Source organism: uncultured Adlercreutzia sp. (assembly GCF_958431955.1).
GTDB lineage: Bacteria > Actinomycetota > Coriobacteriia > Coriobacteriales > Eggerthellaceae > Adlercreutzia.
Map to the genome: position 1 here is coordinate 1 of NZ_CAUASN010000017.1, position 22,877 is coordinate 22,877.

The following is a 22,877-nucleotide window of genomic DNA, read 5'->3' on the forward strand; positions in this document are numbered from 1 at the left end:
ACTAAATTATATAATGTCTATGTCTCTTTATAATTACATTCTATATTGATGATTTGCATAAATATTTTCGCGAGAATCCCCTGATAGACTCCGTATCAAAACAATTTTTCTTATGTCACTATATTTCTATATGATTCTAGAATCCACTCTTAGCAAAATTGCTTTATCACAATATGATTTAACTAAATAATCCTTATATGATGCAATGTGTAAGAAAAATTACAGCCCGGAAACATTTGAAAATTTTTCTCAAAAAGTTCGCTCAAATAAGAATCGGCTCCATTAAGCCCCCAAACGGCATCCGCCCCTCACGCAGCGCGACGCCCCCCATCAACAGACATCAACAGCAAAGCGGGACCGGGGGTCAAACCCCGATCGCGCTTCCATCGATCAATTCTCACCGCGCCGACCGGGCGCGTCCCTCCTAGGCGCTATTCGCCCTTCACGGCAATCGCTAGAGGCCGTACTCCGCAAAGAGACTCTGGCACCGGTCCTTGTCCTCCACGGCAATCGCCACGTCTTCGGAGCGGCCGTCCGCCAAGAGCGCGGCAACGAGCGCCCTCAGCCGCTCCTCACCCTCCGCGCGTCCCTCTTCACGTCCCTCGCGTCGGGCGGCACGCATGGCGATGCCTCGCTCGCGCTCAAGATCTTCCAGCACATAGCTGACTGCGCACACGTTGCTCACCCACTTCTCATCGTCGTTGGCAGCGCTGACGGCCTCTGCCATTTCCTCAATCAGGGTATCACCTGCAACAGGCTCACCCTCTGCGACGTATTTTAGCAAATTACGCATCGGGATATCGCGCTCGTCCTCCCAGGCCGGGCAGTTGAGGGCAATCCAGGTCTGACCGAAACCCATGTCAGCCTCGGCAGCTCCCTCACATACCGGCTCGATGCGATACACCGGGAGCCCGAGGCCGAAGGGGTCGTAGTCACACACGAACACGATGGCGCTCTCAGGAAGCTCGTCGTAGGCACTCCCCTTGCGCAGACTCGATGAGTCCATCGCACCCTGGTAGAAGCGAAAGCGCCGTGCGAGTGACCCACGTGGTGAGCACTGCATTTCGATATCGAAAACGCCCTCCTTGGCTCGAACGAACAAATCGAGCTCGGATCCTTTCCCAGTAAGCGTCGGCTCGAGCACCTGCTTTGCGTTCAGATACTCGATGGAGGTTACCTCGATCCCCATGACGCGCCCGAGAAAACCGCGGCAAAGATCCTCTCGGCACATTACCCGGCCGAACATATACTGATTGGAAAACGGAATCGGCTTTCTCGTCTCATCACCCTGAGGGCCGTCCTCCTCACGAAATGCCCTCACCTGGATCTCCCAGCTCGTCATGATTTCTCCTCTCTCTACAACAAACATTTGTTTCATATTATGAAAGAGATGGAGATATAAAAAGACTTGACTTTTAGCGAATAACGAAAAGTCGCCCATGCTGACACCTGGAGGCAAAAGTGGGTTCCGCACTGGAAGAGAAAGGCGACCCGCAGTGTGCGAGGTCGCCTATCTATCGGAGAGAGGGCGCAACGGTGGGCCGTTACTTCATGAGCTTCTTGATGAGCTCCTCGTAGGCCATGACGGCGGCCTGCAGTTCGGACTTGTGATTGCTCCAGTACTCGTCGAGGGCCTGGCGCATCACCTCGGCGCGGGTCACCTTCATCACCTGCGCCAGCAAATCGGCGTGCTCCCGCTGCTCGGCGGTCATGGGAACGAGCACCTGGGCCGTCATGCGAGCCGACGACTCGGAGACCTCCTCCACGGGCTCGGGAGCCTTTTTGCGCGGCTTACGGGCCCGGCTTGCCCGGGGCTTTGCCGAGGAAGATGCCGTCTTGGGCGCCGACGGAGCGGGCTCGGCCTCTGCCGAGACGGAGGAGGCTTCCTCGCCGCCCTCGACGAAGAAATCGGGAGTGGTCGCCGGCATCGTCACATCCGAGGCGGCGCTTTTCACCTGATGCACGGTCTTTCCAACCTGAGCGACCTCCTCGGAGGCGGCGGGCACCCCGGCGGGTGCCGAGCCCCTCTCGCCATCGGACAAGATCGCAGGCTCGGAAACAGGAGCGTCAGGGGCCGGACGGGCGGACGGCATGTCGGCCGCGAGGGCGCCCTCTCGGCCGCCATCGTTCGTGGAGACGACCTCGTAGGCCACCGACTCGGTCTGCGAGGAGGCACGGGCGGCCGGGAGATCGTCATGGGCCTCCTGGGCCGCCCCGATGAAGGCGGCCGCCGCGCGGGCGGCGTCCATTTGGGCGCGCAGATCCTTCTTAGCCATTGACTTCCTCCATCAGCTCGTCGATGAAGAACCGGTAGTCGTAGGACACCTTGGCCGAGGGCGCGTACTCGAACAGGGGCTGCTTCACCGCCTGGGCCTCCTTGATGACCGTAGCCTCGCGGATCCAGGCACGGAACACCTTGGTGTCAAGCTCGGAGGCCATGGCCTCGGCGTCCTCGTGGATAACGCGCGAGATGGAGGTGCGCGGGTTGTAGCGCGTGAGCAGGATGCCGGCGATCTTCAGGTCGGGGTTGGTGTACTCGCGGATAGCCTCGATGGTGGCGGCCAGGTCGGTCACGCCGTCGAGCGAGTAGGCGTCGGCCTGGGCCGGAATGACCACCCAGGACGCGGCCGTGAGCGCGTTCACCGTGAGGGTGCCGAGCGCCGGCGGCGTGTCCAGAATGGCGTAGTCGTAGTCGTCGGCCACGACGGCGAGCGCCTTGCGCAAACGGTAGTCCTTGCCCACGCTCGGCATGAGGTCGTCGGCCTTGCCGTTCAGGCGGCTCGCGGGCACCACGGCGTAGCCGTCGATGACCTGGGCCGCCTCGGCAATGGTGGACTCGCCCGTGAGCACCTCCAGCGAGGAGGGCACTCCGGCCGTCGCGGCCTTCAAGGTGGTGGACAGGTTCATCTGGGGATCGAGATCGATGTAGAGCACCCGCGCGCCATCCTGGGTCAGCTTCGCCCCGATGGCCAAGTTGGTGGTCGTCTTCGCGACTCCGCCCTTCTGCGAGGCAGCCGCCAGTGTAATCATGCCGCGTTCCTTCCCTTTTCCCGGTGGAGACACGCGCTCCGCCCCGGCGGTGCCGGCAAAACGGCATGACCGAGGCGGAGCGAGGTGCCCCCGATTCTCATCGGGACAACTATAACATATAATGTTATTGGGAATATAGGGTGTAATGACTTTAGGAGCTCGCCTTCCCGAACAAGCGGCGGAAGAACACCCGAAGGCCACCCGCCCGCGGCGCGGCATCTCGCTCGTCCGGACATGCGGTACGCGCACCGCCCCCAGCGGCCGACTCGCCCTCGGCGCACGGAGTCTCCTCGGCCTCGGCCCGCAGCGCTCCTTCCCCGTCAGACTCGGTGTCGGCGCACGGCGCTCCTTCCCCGCCGGCCTCGGTGGCGGCGCGCGATTCCTCGTCGCCCTCGTCCTCGGCGCAGGACGTCTCTTCCCCGTCGCCACCGCGCTCGTCGCTCGGCGGCTCCTCCCCGTCGGCGTCGCCCTCGGCGCTCGGCGCCTCCTCCTCGGGTTCCCAGAGGCCCTCCTCGGTGATCACGGCGTCCACGAGGGCGGCCGGCGTCACGTCGAAGGCGGGATTGAGCACCTCCACGCCCTCGATGGGGCGCGGGAGCACTTCCTCGGCGGCGCGCTGCTCGATGGGAATATCGGCCCCCGTCGCGCAGGCCGCATCCAGGGTGCTCGTCGGCGCGGCCACGAAGAACGGGATGTCGAAATGGCATGCCAGCGCCGCCAAGCCCAGCGTGCCCACTTTGTTGGCCACGTCCCCGTTGGCGGCGATGCGGTCGGCGCCCACCACGACGGCGTCCACCTTGCCGGCCGCCATGAGGCTCGCAGCCATGCTGTCGCAGATGAGCGTCGCAGGCACGCCCGCCCGCGCCAGCTCCCACGCCGTCAGACGGGCGCCCTGGCCCATCGGACGCGTCTCGTCGGCGTACACGCGCTCGACGAGGCCCTGCTCGGCGGCGGCGTACACCACGCCGAGCGCCGTGCCGAAGAAGGCGGTGGCGAGGCTTCCGGCGTTGCAGTGGGTCAGCAGCGACAGCGGCCGGCCCTTCTCGCGCGCCAGCTCGCGCAGCAGACGAGCCCCCTCGGCGCCGATACGGCGGTTGGCGGCCTCGTCCTCGTCGATGAGGGCCTCGGAGAGCCCGTAGAGCGCCTCGGCGGCCTCTTGGGGCGTCTGACCGTCCCTCAGGGCCTCAGCGGCCGCCTGGAGGGCCCTGTTCACCCCCCAGGACAGGTTCACCGCCGTGGGACGGGCCTCTGCTATCTCGCGGGCAGCCTTCCTCAGCTGGACGGAGAAGAGCGCCGGCGACGGGGCGGCGGCGCGCGAGGAGCTGTCGCTCTCCGCATCGCCCGAACCCTCGGCGCCCTCCCCTGCCAGCTCGAAGGCGGCGAGCATCACCGACGCCGCCCCCGCCACGCCGATGGCCGGCGCGCCGCGCACGGCGAGTTCGCGCACAGCGTCTACCACCTCGCGCCAGTCGGACGTGCTGATCCACGCGAGCTCGTCGGGAAGGGCCCGCTGATCGACCATGACCACCTGCGGGCGCGCGGCAGGCGCCGCATCGCCGGCCCCGGCCAGGGCCGCCGCGGCCACCGCCCCCGAAGCGGCCACGGCCGCGCTCTCCGAGGCCGCCCGTCCGTGCGACGGCACGGCACTTCCCCGTTCGACGCAGATCGTCCTCGGCAGGTTCTTGATTGATAGCTTCATAGCTGCTCCCAAAAATAGTGCGTATGCTCGTCCCGTCATAATACCATGCCGAGGCCCACTGCCCAGGACAACGACCAGGGACGCGCTCCTCGACGGGGCGCGGGTCGCCCCCGCCGCCGCGACGGGGAAGCACGGTGCGCCCCAAAGGAAAAGGGGCGCGGGAGCCGAAGCCCCGCGCCCCCGATGGTCGCATCAGCGCGCATCCCGCACCGCGCGGGACGCCCCTTCCCTAGCGCTGCTTGATGGCAGCCTGGGCGGCGGCCAGACGGGCCACCGGCACGCGGTAGGGAGAGCAGCTCACGTAGTTCAACCCAATGCGGTTGAACGTGTGGATGGACTCCGGATCGCCGCCGTGCTCGCCGCACACACCGCACACGATGTCGGGATTACCCTCGTGGCCGAGCTCCACGCCCATCTCCACGAGCTTCGCCACACCGGGATCGATGGTGGCGAACGGGTTGTAGGGCAGCAGGTGCTCGTTGAGGTACTGCGGCACGAACTCGCCCTCCACGTCGTCGCGGCTGAAGCCGAAGGTGGTCTGGGTGAGGTCGTTAGTGCCGAAGGAGAAGAAGTCGGCCTCGGTGGCGATCTCGTTGGCCGTCACGGCCGCGCGCGGCAGCTCGATCATGGTGCCCACGGGGATGGACAGCTCCACGCCCTCGGCGGCGGCCACCTCGGCGATGACGGCCTCGGCCACACCGCGCAGCTTCGCCAGCTCGGGCAGCACCGACACGAGCGGGATCATGATCTCGGGCTTCGGATCCAGCCCCTCCTTCTTCAGCTGCGCCGCCGCGGTGGCGATGGCGCGCACCTGCATCTCGGGCAGGATGGGGTACACGATGCCCAGACGGCAGCCGCGCATGCCCAGCATCGGGTTCTGCTCGGCGAAGCCGTCGATCTTCTCCAGCAGCGCGCGCTTCTCGGCGATGACGTCGGCCGCAGCGCCCGTGGCCTCCAGCTTCGCGATCTCCACGTCCAGCTCGCGCGGGCTCTCGAGGAACTCGTGCAGCGGCGGGTCGAGCAGGCGCACGATCACCGGCAGGCCGTCCATGGCCTTGAACATGCCGTAGAAGTCGCCCACCTGGGCCTCGTAGAGGTCGGCCACGGCCTTCTCGCGGATGAGCTCGTCGTCGTTCAGGATGAAAGTCTGGATGATCTGCTTGCGGTCGCCCAGGAACATGTGCTCGGTACGGCAGAGGCCGATGCCCTCGGCCCCGAAGTCGCGGGACAGCTCGGCGTCCTCGGGGTTGTCGGCGTTGGCGCGCACGCCCAGGGTGCGGAACTCGTCGGCCCACTCCAGGATAGTGTCCAGATCGCCCGTGAGCTCGGGCATCACCAGGTCCACCGCGCCCAGCACCACGATGCCCGTGGTGCCGTCGATGGAGATCATGTCGCCCTCGCGGATGACGATGTCAGTGCCGGCGACGGCGGCCTCTTTCTTGGCGGCGTCGATCTTCAGGGCCTCCACGCCGCAGACGCAGGGCGCGCCCATGCCGCGGGCGATAACGGCCGCGTGGCTGGTCTTGCCGCCGTGCGAGGTGAGGATGCCCTCGGCGGCGATCATGCCGGCCAGGTCATCGGGGTTGGTCTCCCAGCGCACGAGCACGCACTTGCGGCCGGCCTCGGCGGCAGCCACGGCGTCGGCGGCGGAGAACACGGCCTCGCCCACCGCAGCGCCCGGGCTGGCATTCAGGCCGCGGGCCACCACGTCGTAGGAGGCGTCCTTGTCGAACTGCGGGTGCAGCAGCTGGTCGAGCTGGTCGGGGGCCACGCGCATGACGGCCTCCTCCTTCGTGATGAGGCCCTCCTTCTCCATGGCGATGGCGATGGCGAGCGCGGCCGCGGCGGTGCGCTTGCCGGCGCGGGTCTGGAGCATCCACAGCTTGCCCTGCTCGATGGTGAACTCGATGTCGCACATGTCGCGGAAGTGGTTTTCCAGCACCTCGAAGATCTCCTCGAGCTGGGCGCCGGCCTCTTCCAGGCCCTCGACTTCCTTCAGCTCGGCGATGGGGCTCGTGTTGCGGATGCCGGCCACCACGTCCTCGCCCTGGGCGTTCACCAGGTAGTCGCCGTAGAACTCCTTCTCGCCGTTGGCGGGGTTGCGCGTGAACGCCACGCCCGTGGCGGACGTGTTGCCCTTGTTGCCGAACACCATGGACTGCACGTTCACCGCGGTGCCCAGGTCGTCGGCGATCTTCTCCTTCTGGCGGTAGAGGACCGCGCGGGGGTTGTTCCAGGAGCCGAACACGGCCTCGATGGCCAGCTGCAGCTGCACCATGGGATCCTGCGGGAAGGCCACCGTGCCGTCCACCACGAGGGAGGGATAGGCCTCGCCGTCCACGTTTTCGGAGAAGATGGCCTTGAACTCGGCGACGAGCTCCTGCAGGTCCTCGGCAGTCAGGTCGGTGTCGGAGGCCACGCCACGGTCGTTCTTCATGGCCACGATGGCGTTCTCGAACAGGTCGCCATCAAGACCCATCACCACGTTGGAGAACATCTGGATGAAGCGGCGGTACGAGTCCCAGGCGAAGCGCGGGTTCTCGGTCTGCTTGATGAGGCCGTTGATGGACTCGTCGTTCAGGCCGAGGTTCAGCACGGTGTCCATCATGCCCGGCATGGAGAAGGGGGCGCCGGAGCGGACGGACACGAGCAGCGGATCCTCCGCGTCGCCGAGGCGCTTGCCCATGCGCTCCTCCAAATCGGCGCGGTACTCGGCGATGGTGTCGAGCGCGCCCTCGGGCCAGGTGTTGTCGGCGTTGGCGTACTCCATGCAGGTCTGGCAGGTGATGGTGAATCCCGGAGGCACCGGCAGCCCGATGTTGGCCATCTCGGCGAGGTTCGCGCCCTTGCCGCCGAGCACCCACTTCATATCGGTGTTGCCCTCGGTCACGTTGTTCCCGTTGGCGTCCTTGCCGAAGGCGTAGACGCGCTTCACTGCTTCTGTCACCTTACTTCTCCTTAAGCTGTGCACGTTTGCGTGCGGCTTACCTTTCCGCCCGGGCCTTCGTCCGCAAAGCGGATGCGACCGCGCGACGCCCCTCTCCCCTCGCGGCGCCGCCGGCAGCCATAAGGCGGCGGACAACGCGGGCGCAGGACAGCGGGGACGGCGCGGTCGGCTGCCTGCGGCGCGATGCCGACGACCCCGACGCGCTCATTAAATGAACTGCCCCAGATTATAGGCTATTTCGTCCCCGATGGCACTCCCGGCAGCCATCGACCTGCCGCTGTACCGCAAAATCTCCCGAGCGGCGGCGCCATGCAGCCCGAAAGAGACCCCGAGACGAACCCGGGCGCGAATCGAGGGTCGTGGCGGCACAAGGCCCGGTTCGGGGCCGCGCCGGGCCTGGGGTACCGAGCAGAGCCCCTCCCCGCTGGCGCGACGCGGCGCGGCGGCCGCAGGCTGCGGGCGAGAGCCGCCCCCTACCCGAGCACCTCGGTCGTGGTGGGGTGGCTGCGCTCGTAGTAGCGCAGGATCTCCTGGGCGGTCTCCTCCACGGCGCGGCCCTCGGTGTGGATGACGATGCACCCGAGCCGCCGCATGAGCGCGCGGGAGGCCTCCAGATCGCGGTAGATGTACTCGGGGTCGGCGTAGTTCTTCGCCAGCATGGTGAACTGGCCGCCGCCGTTTTTGCCCGCGGCCTTCTTGATGCGCTTCTGGCGGATGCCGATGAGCACGTCGGGGCTGATCATCAGGCCGAACAGGCGGGTGCGGTCCACATCGAAGATCTGCGCGGGAGGCTCGGTCGACGGGTCGAGCGGCACGTTGGCCACCTTGTAGCCCTGCTGCGACAGGTAGATGGACAGCGGCGTCTTCGAGGAGCGCGACACGCCCAGAAGCACGATGTCGGCCTGGGTGAGGTCCTCGGGCGCGCGGCCGTCGTCGTGGGCGATGGTGAACTCGATGGCGCTGATGCGGCGGAAGTAGTTGTGGTCCACCACGCGCAGGGCCCCCGGCTCCCCCACCGGCTCCATGCCGCTCATGTCCGCGATGGCGTCCACCGCGCTCGTCATGACGTCCACGGCCAGGATGTTGGGGTGCCGCTCGGTGAAGGCCGCCAGCTCGCGGCGGATGCCCGCGTCCACGATGGTGTAGAACACGAGGATGCGGTCGTCGCCGTAGGTGCGCTGGTGGTAGGCCACGTGGTCCACCAGGTAGTCGTGCACCTCCTGGTAGCTCTTGATCTTGGAGAACACCTCGAGCCGGGGGTTGGTGACCCCGAACTGGGCCGCGGCGGCGCGCGCCACCACCTGGGCGGTCTCGCCGATGGAATCGGACACCACATGGATGGTGGGCACGCGGGCGGCCCGCTCGTCGGGCGTGTGGTTGTGCATGCTACTTCTTCGCCATCTGGCCGAAGTCGGCCACATGCGAGAACACGTTGGCGAAGCGGTTCAGGAGCTTCAGGCGGTTCGCGCGCACCTCGGCGTCCTCGTCCATGACCATGGTGGTCTCGAAGAAGCGGTCCACCGGCGCGCGCAGGGCGGCCAGGGCCGTAAGCGCGTCGGCGAAGCGGTCCTCGCGCAGGGCGGCGGCCACAGCCTCCTCGGCAGCCTCCACGGCACCCGACAGCTCGCGCTCCACCTCGGTGAGCTCGGCGGTCTTGTAGCCGGTGCCGAGTCCGATCTCGCGCAGGTTGTTGGCGCGGGCGAAGGCGGTGGCCAGATCGGCGAACACCTCGGGATCGTGGGTGCGAGCGGCCTCCAGGGCGCGGGCCCGGGCGGCGAGCACCATGGGCTCCTCGATGCCGCAAGCGAGCACCGCGTCGATGGTGTCGGCCTTCACGCCCGCATCGCGCAGAGCCACCTTCTCGCGGGTGATGAAGAAGTCGATGATCTCGCGGCGCACCGCGGCGTTGTCGAACTCGAGCCCCGCCTCGCGGTAGATGATGAGCGAGGCGTCGATGGTCTCCACGAGGCTGATGGGAAGCCCCGTCTCCTCCAGGATGGCCAGCACGCCCAAGGCGGCGCGGCGCAGGGCGAACGGGTCGGAGGAGCCAGTGGGGGCCTGGCCCACGGCGAACAGGCCGCAGATGGTGTCGATCTTGTCGGAGAGCGCCACCACCTGGCCGATCACATCGGCGGGAATGGCGTCGCCGGAGAAGCGCGGGCGGTAGTGCTCGGCGATGGCGCGGGCCACCCGCTCGGGCTCGCCGGCCGCGGCAGCGTAGTAGCTGCCCATGATGCCCTGCACGCTCGTGAACTCCACGACCGCGCCCGTGACCAGGTCGGCCTTGGCCAGGTAGGCGGCGCGGGCGATGTCGCGCATGGCCTCGCGCTCGATGCCGGCGGCCGTGGTGATGCGGGCCGACAGCTTCACCACGCGGGCGGTCTTGTCGCGCATGGTGCCCAAGGCCTCCTGGAACACCACCTCGTCCAGGCGCTCCACGTAGTCCTCGAGCGGGCGCTTCAGGTCCTCCTCGTAGAAGAACTTCGCGTCGTAGAGGCGGGCGGCCACCACGCGCTCGTTGCCGTCGACGATGGTGGCCTCGTGGGCCGGATCGCCGTTGGACACGATGATGAACTGGTTGGTGAGCTTGCCCTCGGCATCGTAGAGCGGGAAGTAGCGCTGGTGCATGAGCATCGCGTCGACGATGATCTCCTCGGGAACCTTCAAGAACTCCGCGTCGAAGGTGCCGAGCATGGGCGTGGGGTACTCGGAGAGGTTGATGACCTCGGCGAGCGTCTTGGCCGGCAGCTCGGCCTTGCAGCCCGTGGCGGCCTCGATGGCGGCCACACCCTCGCGGATGACCTCCTCGCGCTCGGCCTGGGTCGGCACCACGAAGGCGCCGCGCACCACGTCCACGAGCACGTCGGCCGAGGCCACCTCGTGGGGGCCGGGGGCTAAGAAGCGATGGCCGCGGGTCTCGTTGCCCGCCTTAAGCCCCGCGTACTCCACGGGCACCACCGTATCGCCGAGCAGGGCCACCATCCAGCGCACCGGGCGCGAGAACATCTCGCTCGTGGTGCCCCAGCGGCACGACTTCGGCCAGCTGATATCGTCGATCACGCCGCACAGCACCTCGGGCAGAAGCGCGGCGGTGTCCTGGGCGGGCACCTGGCGCACGGCGTAGACGTACTCGGTGCCGTTCTCGTCGCGGCGCTCCAGGTCGTCCACGGAAAGCCCCTTGCCGCGGGCGAAGCCCTCGGCGGCCTTGGTGGGTTTGCCCTCCGCATCGAAGGCGATGGAGACGGCCGGCCCGCGGAAGACCTCCTCCAAGGCCTCGGTGGAGGCGGCCACGTCGGCCACCACGGCGATGAGGCGGCGCGGGCTCGTGTAGACGGCCACATCCCCATGGGGAATGCGCACGGCGTCGAGCGCTGCGGGCACGAGCTCGGCCAGCTGCTCGGTGGCGCGCTTCAGATCGAAGGCGGGAATCTCCTCGGTGCCGATCTCGAAGGCGAGGGTTGCAGTGTTCGCCATCTTAGGCCTCCTCGTCGGTCGTCTCGAATACTTCCACGTCCATGCCCACGACGTTCTTCATGTACGAGGCGCAGCAGGCCTTGGCGAGCGTGCGCACGCGCAGGATGTAGGCCATGCGCTCGGTGGCCGAGATGACCCCGCGCGCATCGAGCAGGTTGAAGGCGTGGCAGCACTTCAGCACCGAGTCGTAGGCCGGCAGCGGCAGGTCGGCGCGCAGGGTGCGCAGGCACTCGGCCTCGCGGTCGGCGAACTCCTGGAAGAGGAACTCGGTGTCGGCCACCTCGAAGTTGTAGGCGGAGTACTCGCGCTCGTTCTCCAGGTACACGTCGCCGTAGGTGAAGGTGACGCCGTCGTCGCCGCGGGCCCACACGATGTCGTACATGTTGTCCACGCCCTGGACGAACATGGTCAAACGCTCCAGGCCGTAGGCGATCTCCACGGGCACGGGGTTGCACTCGAAGCCGCCCACCTGCTGGAAGTAGGTGAACTGGGTGACCTCCATGCCGTCGATCCACACCTCCCAGCCGAGGCCCCAGGCGCCGAGCGTCGGGCTTTCCCAGTCGTCTTCCACGAAGCGCACGTCGTGGGCGGCGACATCGATGCCGATGGCCTCGAGGCTGCCCAGATACAGATCCTGGATGTTATCCGGCGAGGGCTTGATGAGCACCTGGAACTGGTAGTAGAACTGCCCGCGGTTGGGGTTCTCGCCGTAACGGCCATCGGTGGGACGGCGGCAGCCCTGCACGTAGCAGGTGCGCCACGTATCCGGGCCCAGCGAGCGCAGCGTGGTGGCCGGGGCGTTGGTGCCGGCGCCCACCTCGTTGTCGTAGGGCTGCAGCACCACGCATCCGACGGACGCCCAGTACCGCTGCAGGTTCATGATGACGTCTTGGAACGTGGGGGGCAGCTTCTCCTGCCCTGCCGGGGCCTTGGCTTGCGAACTCATGGCTCTCCTTCTTCGGTCGGTTGCGCGGAACGGGTGCGACGGGCGGCGCGGGGCGGCTCGCCCCTAGAGCACCCCCACGTCGTTCAGCGGCCAGTAGATGAATATCGCCTTCCCGGTGACGGTCGACTCGTCGATCGCCCCGAAATAGCGGGAATCCTGGGAATTGGTGCGGTTGTCCCCCATCACCCACAGGCCGCCCTCGGGCACCGTGTAGGGATAGGTGATCTCCTCGTCGTAGTAGGTGGAAAGCGGCAGCGACGGCTCGCCGCGCGTGTAGGGCTCGTCGAGCTGCACGCCGTCGACGTAGACGCGCCCGTCGCGCAAATCGACGGTCTGGCCGCCCGTGGCGATGACGCGCTTGATGAGGATGCGCCCGGCATGATCGACGTCCGGGTCCTCGAAGGTGACGATGTCGCCGTAGGCCGGCTCGCTCGTGTAGTAGGTGATCTTCTCGGAGAAGACCATGTCGCCGGGCATGATGGTGGCCTCCATGGACCCCGAGGGGATCTCGTAGGCCTGGAAGACGAAGGTGCGCAGGCCCCACGACAGGACGATGACCATGGCGATGAGCCCGAGCACGCTGATGAGCGTGCGCAGAAAGCCGGCGGGACGGCTGGGACGCTGCTGATAGGCGGCGTAGTCGCTCTCGTACATGGCTTGTGCGGCCCCTTCCTGCGGCATGAACATACGGTGAAAGGCTATGATACCCCTTCGCCCGCGCTTGCCGCGCCGGGTTCGCGAGACAACAGAAATTTCTGGTCAGCGGGGGTGAGGCGTCCGGACGCCTCGAAGGCCGCCAGCAGGTCGGGGCGGCCGTCGGCCGTGCGCGCGAGGCTCTGCTCGCGCCGCCAGCGGGCCACCGCGGCGTGGTTGCCCGACAAAAGCACCGCCGGCACCTCCATGCCGCGGAAGTTCGCCGGGCGCGTGTACTGCGGGTACTCCAGAAGGCCGCTCGTGAACGACTCGTCGATGGGCCCCTCGGCCGCGCCCAGCACGCCCGGCAGCTTGCGCACCACCGCGTCGATGACCACCATGGAGGCGAGCTCGCCGGAGGTGAGCACGTAGTCGCCGAGCGAGATAACGTGATCGGCCAGGGAGTACACGCGCTCGTCGATGCCCTCGTAGTGGCCGCAGATGAACAGCAGGCGGTCGGCGGCCGCCAGCTCGGTGGCGTAGGCGTCGTCGAAGGTGCGGCCCTGCGGCGCGAGGAAAACGATCTGGGGGGACTCTTCCCCCGCAATGGCCTCCACGGCCTCGAAGATGGGCTCGCACTTCATGACGAGGCCGGCCCCTCCCCCGTAGGGGTCGTCGTCGGTGGTGCGGTGGCGGTCGTGGGTCCAGTCGCGCAGATCGTGGGCGCGGAAATCGAGGATACCCTTCTCCTGGGCGCGCTTCATCATGGACTCGCCCATGACCGAGTCGTACATATGGGGAAACGTCGAGAGGGTTTCGATGAGCATGGCACGAATCCGTTCGTTGCGGGCGATGGGAAAGCGAGGGGCGAAAGCGCGGCGGCCGGGCGAAAGCGCGCGGGCCGCTACAAATCCAGAAGCCCGTCGGGGCAGGACAGGCGGATGAGGCGGGCGTCCTCGTCCACCGCTTCCACGAACTCGTTCACGAGCGGCACGAGGGTCTCGCGGCCGTCGGGTCGGCGCACCACGAGCAGAGGCTGCATGGCCCGGTCGTCCAGCGCGGCCACTTCGCCCACAAAGCCGGCGCGCGCGTCTTCCACGCGCCAGCCCTCCCAGTCGGGAAGGTCGTCTCCGTCCTCGAGGAGGGAGAGGTCCACGTCGGCCTCGCGCACAAGACACCGGCAGCCGGCGATGCGCTCGGCCACGTCCAAGTCGGGCACCTCGTCGAAGGTCACGAGGGCCTCGGCCTCGCCCATCTCGGCCACCGAGGCCACGCGCACGCGGCGCGGGGCGTCGAGCACCGGGGGCACGAGGGCCACTTCCAGCCCAGGGTACAGCAAAACGGGAAGGCCCGACGCACCTCGTGCGACGAGCCCTCCGTTCAGGTTCTTCGTTTTCGCCAGATAGGCGATGTCACACCAACCGCGCATTTAATCGATGAGCTCCACCTCGACGAGCTTGCCCGAGCGCGAAGCTGCGGCGCGGGCCAGCGTGCGGATGGCCTTGATGACGCGGCCCTGGCGGCCGATGACCTTGCCGGCATCGCCCTCGGCGACCCGGATCTCGATAATCACGCCGCCGTCCTCGGCCTCGACGGAGGACACTTCCAGCGCGTCGGGCTCGTCGACCAGCGGGCGAACGATGGAATCGACCAGGCCGGCCAGATCTTCCGTCAGATCGGCCATGGCGTTAGGCGTTCTCGCGGGCGGCCTTATACAGGCGCTCCACCGTGTCGGTGGGCTGGGCGCCGTTGGCCAGCCACTTCTCCATCTTCTCCATGTCGAACTGGATGAGGTGCGGATGGCAGCAGGGGTTGTAGCGGCCCACCTCCTCGATGAAGCGGCCGTCGCGCGGGGCGCGGGAATCGGCGGCGACGATGCGGTAGTACGGGCGCTTCTTGGCGCCGTGGCGGGCGAGGCGAATCTTGACTGCCATGAAATGGAACTCCTTCTACAACTGATACTTCTCTATACGCAAGCACTGCTCGCACAGTGCGGCGAAAACAGCAGTTGCTTATATTACGGCTTAACGGCGTGTTTGACAAGCGTTCGTCCACGAACTATCCACGGACGGCGCGACCGCCGGCCCCAGCCCCACCTGCCGGGTGGCGATGCGGGCGGCCAGGGCGGCGGAATGGGTGGTGAAGATGAGGCCCAGCCCGCGAGCCTCGGCTTCCGCGAGGAGGGCGTGCCAGATCTGGGCCTGGGTGAGGGCGTCGAGCATGGTGGAGATCTCGTCGGCGATGAGGTAGCGGGGGCCCGCGGCCAGGGCGCGCACGATGCAGAAGCGCTGCAACTCGCCGCCGGAGAGCTCGTGGGGGTAGCGGGCGAGCCAGCGATCCTGGACGCCGAAGGCCTCGCGCAGGCGGGCGAGCTCCGCTTCGTCGGCCGAGGCCTCGGCGAGCATGGCGGCCATGCGCCGGCGCGGGTCGACGGCGCGTTCGGGATGCTGGCCGATGAGCTGCACGGGGCTCGTTCCCCGCTTGGGAAGCGGCGCTCCGTCAACGCGCACCTCGCCGGCCCGGGGCCGCGCGTAACCCGCGAGGATGCGGGCCAGCGTGGTCTTGCCGGCGCCGGAGGGGGCGACGATTTGCACGCGCTCGCCGGCCTCCACCGTAAGGCTCAGATTCTGGAAGATGACACGGCCGTCGAAGGCGGCCGCGAGATTTCGGGCTTCTAGCATGACGCCTCCCCTTCCGCACACGGATCGGCGGCGGCGCCTTCCGCCGGCCGCTCGGGCGGGACGCCCTCTCCCGCAGGCCAGCCGCACGCCTTCTCCCCTTCCGTCACCGCGAAGCCGTGCTCGGGCAGGGCGTGCCAGAGCTGGCGGGTGAAGGGGTGCACGAGCAGGTCGGGCGAGGCGAAGTTGGCCACGGCAGTCTCCTCGAGCACGGTGCCGTCGCGAAACACCGCCACGCGGTCAGCCACGGTGAGGGCGAGCTCGATGTCGTGGGTGATGAGCATCACGCCGCCGCCCGCATCGGCGAAGGCGCGGAAGTCGGCCAGGGCCTTCGCGGCGAGGGCCGCGTCCAGCCCCGGCGTGGGCTCGTCGGCGATGATGAGCCGGGGCGACTCCATGAGCGCGCAGCACAAAAGCACGCGGCGAGCCATGCCGCCGGAAAGCTCGTGGGGGTACAGGCGCGCCACCGACTCGGCCAGACCGTAGCGCTCGAAGAGCTGCCGGCGGCGCTCGCGGCGACGGGCAGCATCGGCGCGGCGGCCCGCCCCGCGGCCACGGGGCGCTCCTTCCACCTGGCGGCCCACGTGCATGAGCGGGTCGAGGCTTGCCACCGACTGGGGCACGTACGCAATGCCGCGGCCGCGCTCGGCGGCGAGCGTCGCGGCGTCCATGGGCGCGCCGTCGAACCAGATGCGGCCGCGCACGAGGGCGTTGGGCTCGAACAGGCCGAGAATCGCATCAGCGAGCAGGGTCTTGCCCGAGCCGGACGCGCCCACCACGGCCACGATCTCCCCCTCGTGCACCGAGATGGACAGGCTGCGGATGACCTCCACCTCCCGGCGCTGCGCGTCCACGTAGGCCCGGGCGCGGCTTTTCCCCTCCCCTTCCTCGTACATGCGGAAGGAGATGGAGAGGTCCTCCACCGTGAGCAGGTGGTGCCCGTGGGCGTGGCGGGAGTCGGCGGCGTGCGAATGGTGATGGTGCACCGGAGAGGCGGCATGGTCCAGGCGCTCGTGGTCGAAGCACTCGCGGTCCAGGTGCTCGTGGCTGCGCTCGGGATCTTTCGACCCGGCGCGCCCGCCCAAGATGGCGGCGGGAGCTTCGTTACGCGAGCTGTTGGCAGCTTCGGTCATATCCCCCTCCTATTCCTGGGCGCTCGCGGGATCGACGAGCTTGCGGAGGCTCTCGCCCACGGCGTCGAAGAGCATGACGACCAGCACGAGGGCCACGCCGGGGAACACCGCGAGCCACCAGAACCCCGCGGAGAGGTATCCCATGGACTCGCTGAGGATGATGCCGATGGCGGGCATCTCCGGCGGCAGGCCGAAACCGAGGAAGGTGACGGCCGCCTCGTGCAGGATGGCGTGGGGGAACAGCAGCACGAGCCCCACCACGAACTGGGGAAGCACGTAGGGCAGCATGTGGCGCACGGCGATGGCCGGGCGGCTCTGGCCCAGGCGCGCGGCCACGGTCACGTAGTCGGCGCTCTTGCACTGCAGAATCTCCGCGCGCAGCACGCGCGTGAGGCTCGGCCAGTGCGTCAGCGCCACGCCGATGGTGACGCCCCAGAAGCCCTTGCCCAGCGCGTAGGAGATGAGAATGAGCAGCACGATATGGGGAATGCCCATCATGAGGTCCACCAGCCAGCCGACCGCCGCATCGGCCCAGCGGGGCCCGAGCGCCGCTGCGGCGGCGAGCGCAAGGGCGATGAGCGCCGAGGCCACCGCGGCCCCGAGACCCACGAGCGCGCTCGTGGAGAGGCCGGCGAGGGTGCGGCAGAGCATGTCGCGGCCCATCCAGTCGGTGCCGAAGGGGTGCGAAAGCGACGGCGCGAGGTTCTTCGCCGCGAAATCGGTCGCCTGGGCCGCGGGCTGGAGCACGAGACCGGCGACGATGACAGCGGCAAGCAGCAGCGCCCCGCCCACGGCGAGGGCCACCGACCGCTTGCGATTGGGAAGACGGCTCGCGCGCGGCGCGGAGAACACCGGCGCCTCGGAAGCGTCCGAGGGAACGCACGGAGCGATCTGCGTCATAGGGGCCTCCCTTTTTCGCCCGAAGGCTCCCCGACCTGCCGCGCGCGCTCGGAACGGCGCCGAGCCACCGGGCGCATGCGGGGGTCCACCAGGCCGTAGATGAGGTTCGCGGCCAGGTTGCCCGCGAACACGATGGCGGCGGATACGAGCGCGATGCCGGCGAGCAGGGCCACGTCCCCGCCGAGGCCGGCCGTGACGGCGGCCTGGCCGAGGCCGGGGTAGCTGAACACCTCTTCCACGAGCACCGAGCCGCCGAAGATCTCCGCCACCTGGGCGAACTGCAGGGTCACTGCCGGCAGCACCAGGTTGCGCAGGCCGTGGCGGACCATGGCCCGACGGCGTGAGAGCCCGCGCGCGCGGGCGAAGCGGATGTAGTCGGAGGCCATGACGTCGATGGCCTTGGCGCGGGTGTGCAACGCCACGTTCGCCACCCCCACGAGCGAGAGCGTAAGGGCCGGCAGCGCCATATGATGCAGTGCATCGGCGAAGGTGATATCGGCGGCGGACAAGCCGATCGGCACCGAGAAGCCGATGGGGAACCACCCGAGCCACACCGCGAACACCATGAGCAGCAGAAGCCCCACCCAAAACGTCGGTGATGCCGCCAGAACGAAGCAGTAGCACTTCACGAAGCGGTCGACGAGGCGCCCCTCGTTCAGGGCCGCGGCCACGCCGAGGATAAACCCGAGCACGCCCGAGACCACCCAGGCCACCCCCATGAGCGCCAGCGAGTTCAGCGCCCGGGAGGCGATGACCTCGGTAACGGGCATGTTGTAGCGCAGGGACGTGCCCATGTCCCCCCGGAGCAGGCCGGCGAACCAGGCGATGAAGCGCTCGTGCATGGGCGTGCCGGCCCCCCAGTAGGCCGCGAGCGCCGCTCGCTTCTCCTCGCTCATGCCGAGCAGCGCCGCCTGGCCCACATTCGCCTGCAAGGGATCGACCGGCGAGAGGCTCACGAGCGCGAAGGTGACCACCGCCACCGCCGCCATGAGCAGCACGAACCTCCCAGTCTGCGATGCAACATATTTAATCATTATATGCTTATCTAATTCCAGGACCAACGGTCAATGTTGTTCACGAGCGACCAGCCGTGACCATGGGGGTGCGGCTTCTGCTCGGCCACGGCAAGCCCCTCGCGCTCGAAGTACAGGTGGTCCACATTGGCGAGCCACACCCATGTCGCGGCCCCCTCGGGCGCCACGCCGGTGCCGCTGGCCGCGTCCCACTGGGCCGCCTGGTAGAAGGGATAGGACTCCTCCACCGTGCGCACCGCCTGGGCCGCCTCAAGGTTGGCGTCCACGGTTTCGTTCATGTACTGGGCGTAGTTGCCCCAGCCCGTGGAATAGGTCAGCTCGAACAGCTCCACCGGTGAGTTGGAGCCCCAGCCCCACAGCACCGGATCGGCGTACTGGCGCGCGTAGATGTCGTCCCAGCTGGCGCCCTTGGGCGTCACGGCGATACCGAGGGCGGCGCACTGGTCGGCGAAGTCGTAGGCGAGCGCCTGGCGGGTGGAATCGTTCGCGGCGTAGTACAGGTCGAAGGCGCAGGGCACGCCGTCGCGGGCGCGCATGCCGTCCGCGCCCCGCATCCAACCGGCCTCATCGAGCAGCGCCTCGGCGGCCGCCACATCGGTTTCCACTTTCATAGCATCGCTCGACCAGGGCATGCCGTCGCCCACCGAGTAGGCCTCATGCCCGAAGCCGGCCAGCACGTGCTCGATCATGACCGCGCGGTCGATGCCGAAGTTCAGGGCGCGGCGCACGGCGATGTCACACGTCACGTCGTTGCCGCCCACATACACCATATCGCCATCCACCACCACGTCGGTCCCGGCCGGGTTGCACGGCAGCGAGATGCCGCGGGAGTCCACCGACGCGCAGTTCAGCAGCGTATAGCCCGCCGGCACCGCGCCCGCGAGCGCCGCCGAGGTATAGGCCACATCCACCGTGCCCGCGCTCGCGGCGGCAAGCGAGGCGTCCTCTTCCATGAACAGCACCACCACGCGGTCCATGAGCGGCTTCTCGCCGTAGTAGTCGGGATTCGCGCGCAGGATCACCTGTTGGCCGCGGTCCCACTGCTCAAGCATATAGCGGCCGGACCCGATGGGGTGCTCGCCGTAGTCCTCGCCGTAGGCGTGGGCCGGCACGATGCCCACCACCGCCAAGGTATACAGCAGCGCGTTGTTCGGACGTTCCATGGCAATCTCGCAGGTGACGGCGTCCAGGGCGCGGGCCTCACGCACCATGGACAGGTCGGCCTCGGCCGCTTCCCCGTTCACGATGCCATTGATGGTGAAGGCCACGTCCTCGGCCGTGAGCGCCACGCCGTCGGTGAACTTCACGTCGTCGCGGATATGGAAGGTCCAGGTGAGGCCGTCGTCGGAGCAGCCGTAGTCGGTGGCCAGATCGTTCACGAAGGCGAGGTTGTTGTCGGTGGTGATGAGGGTCGACTGGATGAGCGGCTCGTGCACATGCTCGCCCGCGCCCCAGTTCACGAGCGGGTCGAAACCGGCAGCCGGCTCGGAGGAGGGCGTCATGGTGATGACCACCTGGCTCTCGCCGGCAGGGCCCGCGCCCGCGGCCGCCGCTCCATCGGCGGTGCGCGTCCCCGCGTCACCGTCCGTCGCATTGCTTCCCCCGCTGCAAGCGGAAAGCAGGCCGGCCCACGCAACCGTCCCGGCCGCAGCCGCGGCGCCCTTCACGAAGTTCCGCCGACTTAAGACCATAACTTCTCCTCTCCTCGCACCGCCTCCCTGCGGTGTTACGAATTCTTGATTGGTAATATACCAGAGAATCGCTTCGGAGTGTTACGAATTTCATTTTCGTATGCCGAACGGCCCTTGCAAGATTTGCAAACCGATCAATCATTTCATATTTACGTACAAATGTTTGTATATTTCTGATACAATAGCAGCAGGTCAGCGGAGTAAGCCCCGTTTGCTGGCAGCGCCTTCTCGTGTGGAAGGAGGTGATTTGCCCATGGACTTGATTATCCAGCTGCTCAAGCTCGCTGCTTCGGCGATGGGGTTGGCGGCGTCGGTGGTGAAGGCCATGTCCACAGCGCAGGGCTCGCGCCCAGAAACGAAGGCTGGCCGCAAGCACTAGGTGACTTGCGGCCAGCTAAAGTCAAACGGCGTTGCCCGCATCCCAACCACGGGCATCCGCTGGCCGTATTGTAGCAAATCGCCCCCGAGCCCCGCAAGGCGCGGGACCAAGCGACCTGGCGCACAGGCGGCACCCCGCTGCCGCAGCCTCTGCGGCCGCAGCAGCCTCGGGCGAAACTCTTCCCTACTGGCCCATCATGTCCTGGATCTTCTTCAGGTCCTTCATGGACATGCCGCCCATGCCGGGGATGCCGAGCCCGCGACGGCGACGCCCCTTGCCCTTCTTCCCCTTCTTGCCGCGGCCCATCTGCGCGTCCATGCCGGCGGTGGCCTGCTTCACCATCTTCTTCGTCTCGTTGAACTTCTTCATCATCTGGTTCACGGCCGTCACGCTCACGCCGGCGCCCTTGGCGATGCGGGCACGGCGGCTGCCGTTCAAGAGCTCGGGTTTGGCGCGCTCCTCCTTGGTCATGGAGTTAATGATCACCTCCATGGCGTCGAGCGCCCCCTCGTCCACCTGGCCGGACGCGAGCGCCTTGTCGCCGCCGGGCAGGGCGCTGACGAGCTTCTGCACACCGCCCATCTTGCGCATCTGGGCGTTCATCATCACGAAGTCGTCCAGGGTGATGTTCCCGCGCATCATGCGCTCGGCCTCGAGCTCCTCTTCCTCGGCTTGCTGCACGCGCACGGCGTTCTCGATGAGCGAGACCACGTCCCCCATGCCGAGGATGCGCTTGGCCATGCGGTCGGGATGGAACACCTCCAGCGAGTCGGGCTTCTCGCCCGAGGAGATGAACTTGATGGGCTTGCCCGTCACCTCGCGGATGGACAGCGCGCCACCGCCGCGGGCATCGCCGTCCATCTTCGACATGATGACGCCGTCGAAGTCCACGGAATCGGCAAAGGCCTCCACCACGTTCACCACGTCCTGGCCGGTCATGGCGTCCACCACCATGAGGATCTGGTCGGGCTTCACGGCCTCTTTGATAGCGGCGGCCTCGGCCATCATGTCCTCGTCCACGTGCAAACGTCCCGCCGTGTCGATGATGACCACGTCGCGCAGATTGTCGATGGCGTCCTGCACGCCCTCGCGCGCGATGGCCACCGGGTCGCGCCCGTCGCCGCGGTACACGCGCACGCCGATCTCGTCGCCCAGGGTCTGCAGCTGGTCGGCAGCGGCGGGGCGGTACACGTCGCCGGCGATGAGCAGCGGCGTGTGGTTCTCCTGCTTCAGGCGGTAGGCGAGCTTGGCGGCCGCCGTGGTCTTACCGGAACCCTGCAGGCCCACGAGCATAATGACGTTGGGAATGCGGCTGCCCAGCACGAGCCGCGAGTCGGTGCGGCCCAAAAGCTCGGTGAGCTCGTCGAGCACGATCTTCACGACGTTCTGCGCCGGAGTAAGCGAGTCGAGCACCTCGGAGGAGAGGCAGCGCTCCTTGGTGCGGGCCACGAAGGCCTTCACCACCTTGAAGTTGACGTCGGCCTCCAGAAGCGCCAGACGGATCTCGCGCATGGCGGCGTTGATGTCCTCCTCGGTGAGGCGCCCCTTCGAGCGCAGCCCCGAGAAGATGCCCTGAAGGCGTTCGGAAAGATTCTCAAGCATAAGCACCGACTCCTGTACAACTGTTACAAATTTCTAAATTTCACTTTACCGCACATGTATGGCGTCAAACGATTGGACCACTGAATCGATCCACCGCTTAATCTATTGGCCAAAAAAACTTCATCTATTGACTCAACAAGAACCTGCTCAACGGCCAAAATCTCTTCTTCAGAATACCCCTCGAGTGGCATAACGAGAATTCTTGTCGTGTCCAATGCCTTGAAAGAATCAATGGGCAGTTTCGACTTTCTCCAATCACCAAAAATCAATCTATCGAATTCAACATTATCGGACCAGTGTTTCTTTATCCTATAGAAGAAATTCTTACGAGTCTTTCCAATATATATTTGTTTATATTTATCAAGAATCATTGCATAAATACCGTAACGCTCTTTCTCCTGAGTAAGGTCAGTTATCTCATCAAACTCAGGGAACTCGAATTTCAGTCTTTCGATCTGATAATCAAATTGCACCCCATCCAATTGATCGTAGAAAAGCATGTTGAGATCAAAATTATCAAGGCAAATTTGTTCATGTTCGGCAATATCATCTGCCGTCCAGATGCCGCCAAACCTTAATGGATATTCCCCATTTCTCTTCTTATATAAATAGTTTTCCCTTGATAGCAATAAATCCGCCTCGTCCTTTTTGAAGCTACATCCAAAATGTATCACTCAATCCCTCCTTCTCCGAAGGACTCCATTTTCCCAGTTAACATTTCTAACCCCAAA

The 22,877-nt window shown here is 66.6% G+C and carries 21 protein-coding genes; 1 reads left to right on the plus strand and 20 read right to left on the minus strand.

The features are described 5' to 3' along the window. Positions 1 to 454: 454 nt before the first annotated feature. From Q5064_RS06640 to Q5064_RS06725, 18 genes are all read right to left on the minus strand, one after another. On the minus strand, positions 455 to 1,342 hold the full coding sequence (locus tag Q5064_RS06640; RefSeq protein ID WP_302963203.1) for an Rpn family recombination-promoting nuclease/putative transposase: 888 nt from the start codon (positions 1,340 to 1,342) through the stop codon (positions 455 to 457). A 202-nt stretch (positions 1,343 to 1,544) separates the two neighbouring features. Next, positions 1,545 to 2,276, minus strand: coding sequence for a hypothetical protein (locus tag Q5064_RS06645; protein WP_302963205.1), 732 nt, complete (start codon positions 2,274 to 2,276; stop codon positions 1,545 to 1,547). Then, entirely contained in the window at positions 2,269 to 3,030 is a 762-nt protein-coding gene (locus tag Q5064_RS06650) for a ParA family protein (protein ID WP_302963206.1), read from the minus strand. The genes Q5064_RS06645 and Q5064_RS06650 overlap by 8 nt, the downstream gene beginning before the upstream one ends. A gap of 151 nt (positions 3,031 to 3,181) precedes the next feature. Continuing rightward, positions 3,182 to 4,729, minus strand: a complete 1,548-nt coding sequence (gene mtnA, locus Q5064_RS06655) for an S-methyl-5-thioribose-1-phosphate isomerase (protein WP_302963207.1) — start codon at positions 4,727 to 4,729, stop codon at positions 3,182 to 3,184. A 229-nt stretch (positions 4,730 to 4,958) separates the two neighbouring features. Beyond that, positions 4,959 to 7,676 (minus strand): pyruvate, phosphate dikinase, encoded by a 2,718-nt coding sequence (ppdK, locus tag Q5064_RS06660; protein WP_302963208.1) that lies wholly within the window; start codon positions 7,674 to 7,676, stop codon positions 4,959 to 4,961. Between the two features lie 473 nt (positions 7,677 to 8,149). Further along, positions 8,150 to 9,061 (minus strand): pyruvate, water dikinase regulatory protein, encoded by a 912-nt coding sequence (locus Q5064_RS06665; RefSeq protein WP_302963210.1) that lies wholly within the window; start codon positions 9,059 to 9,061, stop codon positions 8,150 to 8,152. Between the two features lies 1 nt (position 9,062). Continuing rightward, positions 9,063 to 11,150 carry a glycine--tRNA ligase subunit beta gene (gene glyS / locus Q5064_RS06670; RefSeq protein ID WP_302963212.1) on the minus strand — a complete coding sequence of 696 codons (2,088 nt, stop codon included), beginning with the start codon at positions 11,148 to 11,150 and terminating at the stop codon, positions 9,063 to 9,065. A 1-nt stretch (position 11,151) separates the two neighbouring features. Beyond that, entirely contained in the window at positions 11,152 to 12,096 is a 945-nt protein-coding gene (locus Q5064_RS06675) for a glycine--tRNA ligase subunit alpha (RefSeq protein ID WP_302963213.1), read from the minus strand. A 63-nt stretch (positions 12,097 to 12,159) separates the two neighbouring features. Further along, on the minus strand, positions 12,160 to 12,750 hold the full coding sequence (lepB, locus tag Q5064_RS06680) for a signal peptidase I (RefSeq protein ID WP_302963215.1): 591 nt from the start codon (positions 12,748 to 12,750) through the stop codon (positions 12,160 to 12,162). Positions 12,751 to 12,794: 44 nt separating this feature from the next. Next, positions 12,795 to 13,556: a tRNA (guanosine(37)-N1)-methyltransferase TrmD gene (gene trmD / locus Q5064_RS06685; RefSeq protein WP_302963217.1), complete on the minus strand. Its 762-nt coding sequence runs from the start codon at positions 13,554 to 13,556 to the stop codon at positions 12,795 to 12,797. A 77-nt stretch (positions 13,557 to 13,633) separates the two neighbouring features. Next, positions 13,634 to 14,158, minus strand: coding sequence for a ribosome maturation factor RimM (locus Q5064_RS06690; protein WP_302963218.1), 525 nt, complete (start codon positions 14,156 to 14,158; stop codon positions 13,634 to 13,636). Then, the gene (locus Q5064_RS06695; protein ID WP_302963220.1) at positions 14,159 to 14,413 is read right to left on the minus strand and encodes a KH domain-containing protein; all 255 of its coding nucleotides are present in this window, start codon (positions 14,411 to 14,413) and stop codon (positions 14,159 to 14,161) included. It abuts the gene before it with no gap. Between the two features lie 4 nt (positions 14,414 to 14,417). Further along, positions 14,418 to 14,663 (minus strand): 30S ribosomal protein S16, encoded by a 246-nt coding sequence (gene rpsP / locus Q5064_RS06700; protein WP_028027253.1) that lies wholly within the window; start codon positions 14,661 to 14,663, stop codon positions 14,418 to 14,420. Positions 14,664 to 14,753: 90 nt separating this feature from the next. Beyond that, positions 14,754 to 15,410, minus strand: coding sequence for an ABC transporter ATP-binding protein (locus Q5064_RS06705; protein ID WP_302963223.1), 657 nt, complete (start codon positions 15,408 to 15,410; stop codon positions 14,754 to 14,756). Beyond that, positions 15,404 to 16,540: an ATP-binding cassette domain-containing protein gene (locus Q5064_RS06710; protein ID WP_302963224.1), complete on the minus strand. Its 1,137-nt coding sequence runs from the start codon at positions 16,538 to 16,540 to the stop codon at positions 15,404 to 15,406. The genes Q5064_RS06705 and Q5064_RS06710 overlap by 7 nt, the downstream gene beginning before the upstream one ends. Before the next feature lie 9 nt (positions 16,541 to 16,549). Beyond that, on the minus strand, positions 16,550 to 17,440 hold the full coding sequence (locus Q5064_RS06715) for an ABC transporter permease (protein WP_302963227.1): 891 nt from the start codon (positions 17,438 to 17,440) through the stop codon (positions 16,550 to 16,552). Further along, complete coding sequence (locus tag Q5064_RS06720; protein WP_302963229.1) at positions 17,437 to 18,474, minus strand: ABC transporter permease; 1,038 nt, start codon at positions 18,472 to 18,474, stop codon at positions 17,437 to 17,439. The genes Q5064_RS06715 and Q5064_RS06720 overlap by 4 nt, the downstream gene beginning before the upstream one ends. 11 nt (positions 18,475 to 18,485) lie before the next feature. Further along, entirely contained in the window at positions 18,486 to 20,165 is a 1,680-nt protein-coding gene (locus Q5064_RS06725) for an ABC transporter substrate-binding protein (RefSeq protein ID WP_302963231.1), read from the minus strand. 253 nt (positions 20,166 to 20,418) lie between these two features. On the opposite strand from Q5064_RS06725, the gene Q5064_RS06730 reads away from it, so the two are divergent. Further along, entirely contained in the window at positions 20,419 to 20,544 is a 126-nt protein-coding gene (locus Q5064_RS06730) for a hypothetical protein (RefSeq protein ID WP_302963232.1), read from the plus strand. Between the two features lie 183 nt (positions 20,545 to 20,727). On the opposite strand, the gene ffh is transcribed toward Q5064_RS06730, so the two are convergent. Together ffh and Q5064_RS06740 are read right to left on the minus strand one after the other, a co-directional pair. Further along, positions 20,728 to 22,146 (minus strand): signal recognition particle protein, encoded by a 1,419-nt coding sequence (ffh, locus tag Q5064_RS06735; protein WP_302963233.1) that lies wholly within the window; start codon positions 22,144 to 22,146, stop codon positions 20,728 to 20,730. A 23-nt stretch (positions 22,147 to 22,169) separates the two neighbouring features. Beyond that, positions 22,170 to 22,820 (minus strand): hypothetical protein, encoded by a 651-nt coding sequence (locus Q5064_RS06740; RefSeq protein ID WP_302963235.1) that lies wholly within the window; start codon positions 22,818 to 22,820, stop codon positions 22,170 to 22,172. Positions 22,821 to 22,877: the final 57 nt, after the last annotated feature.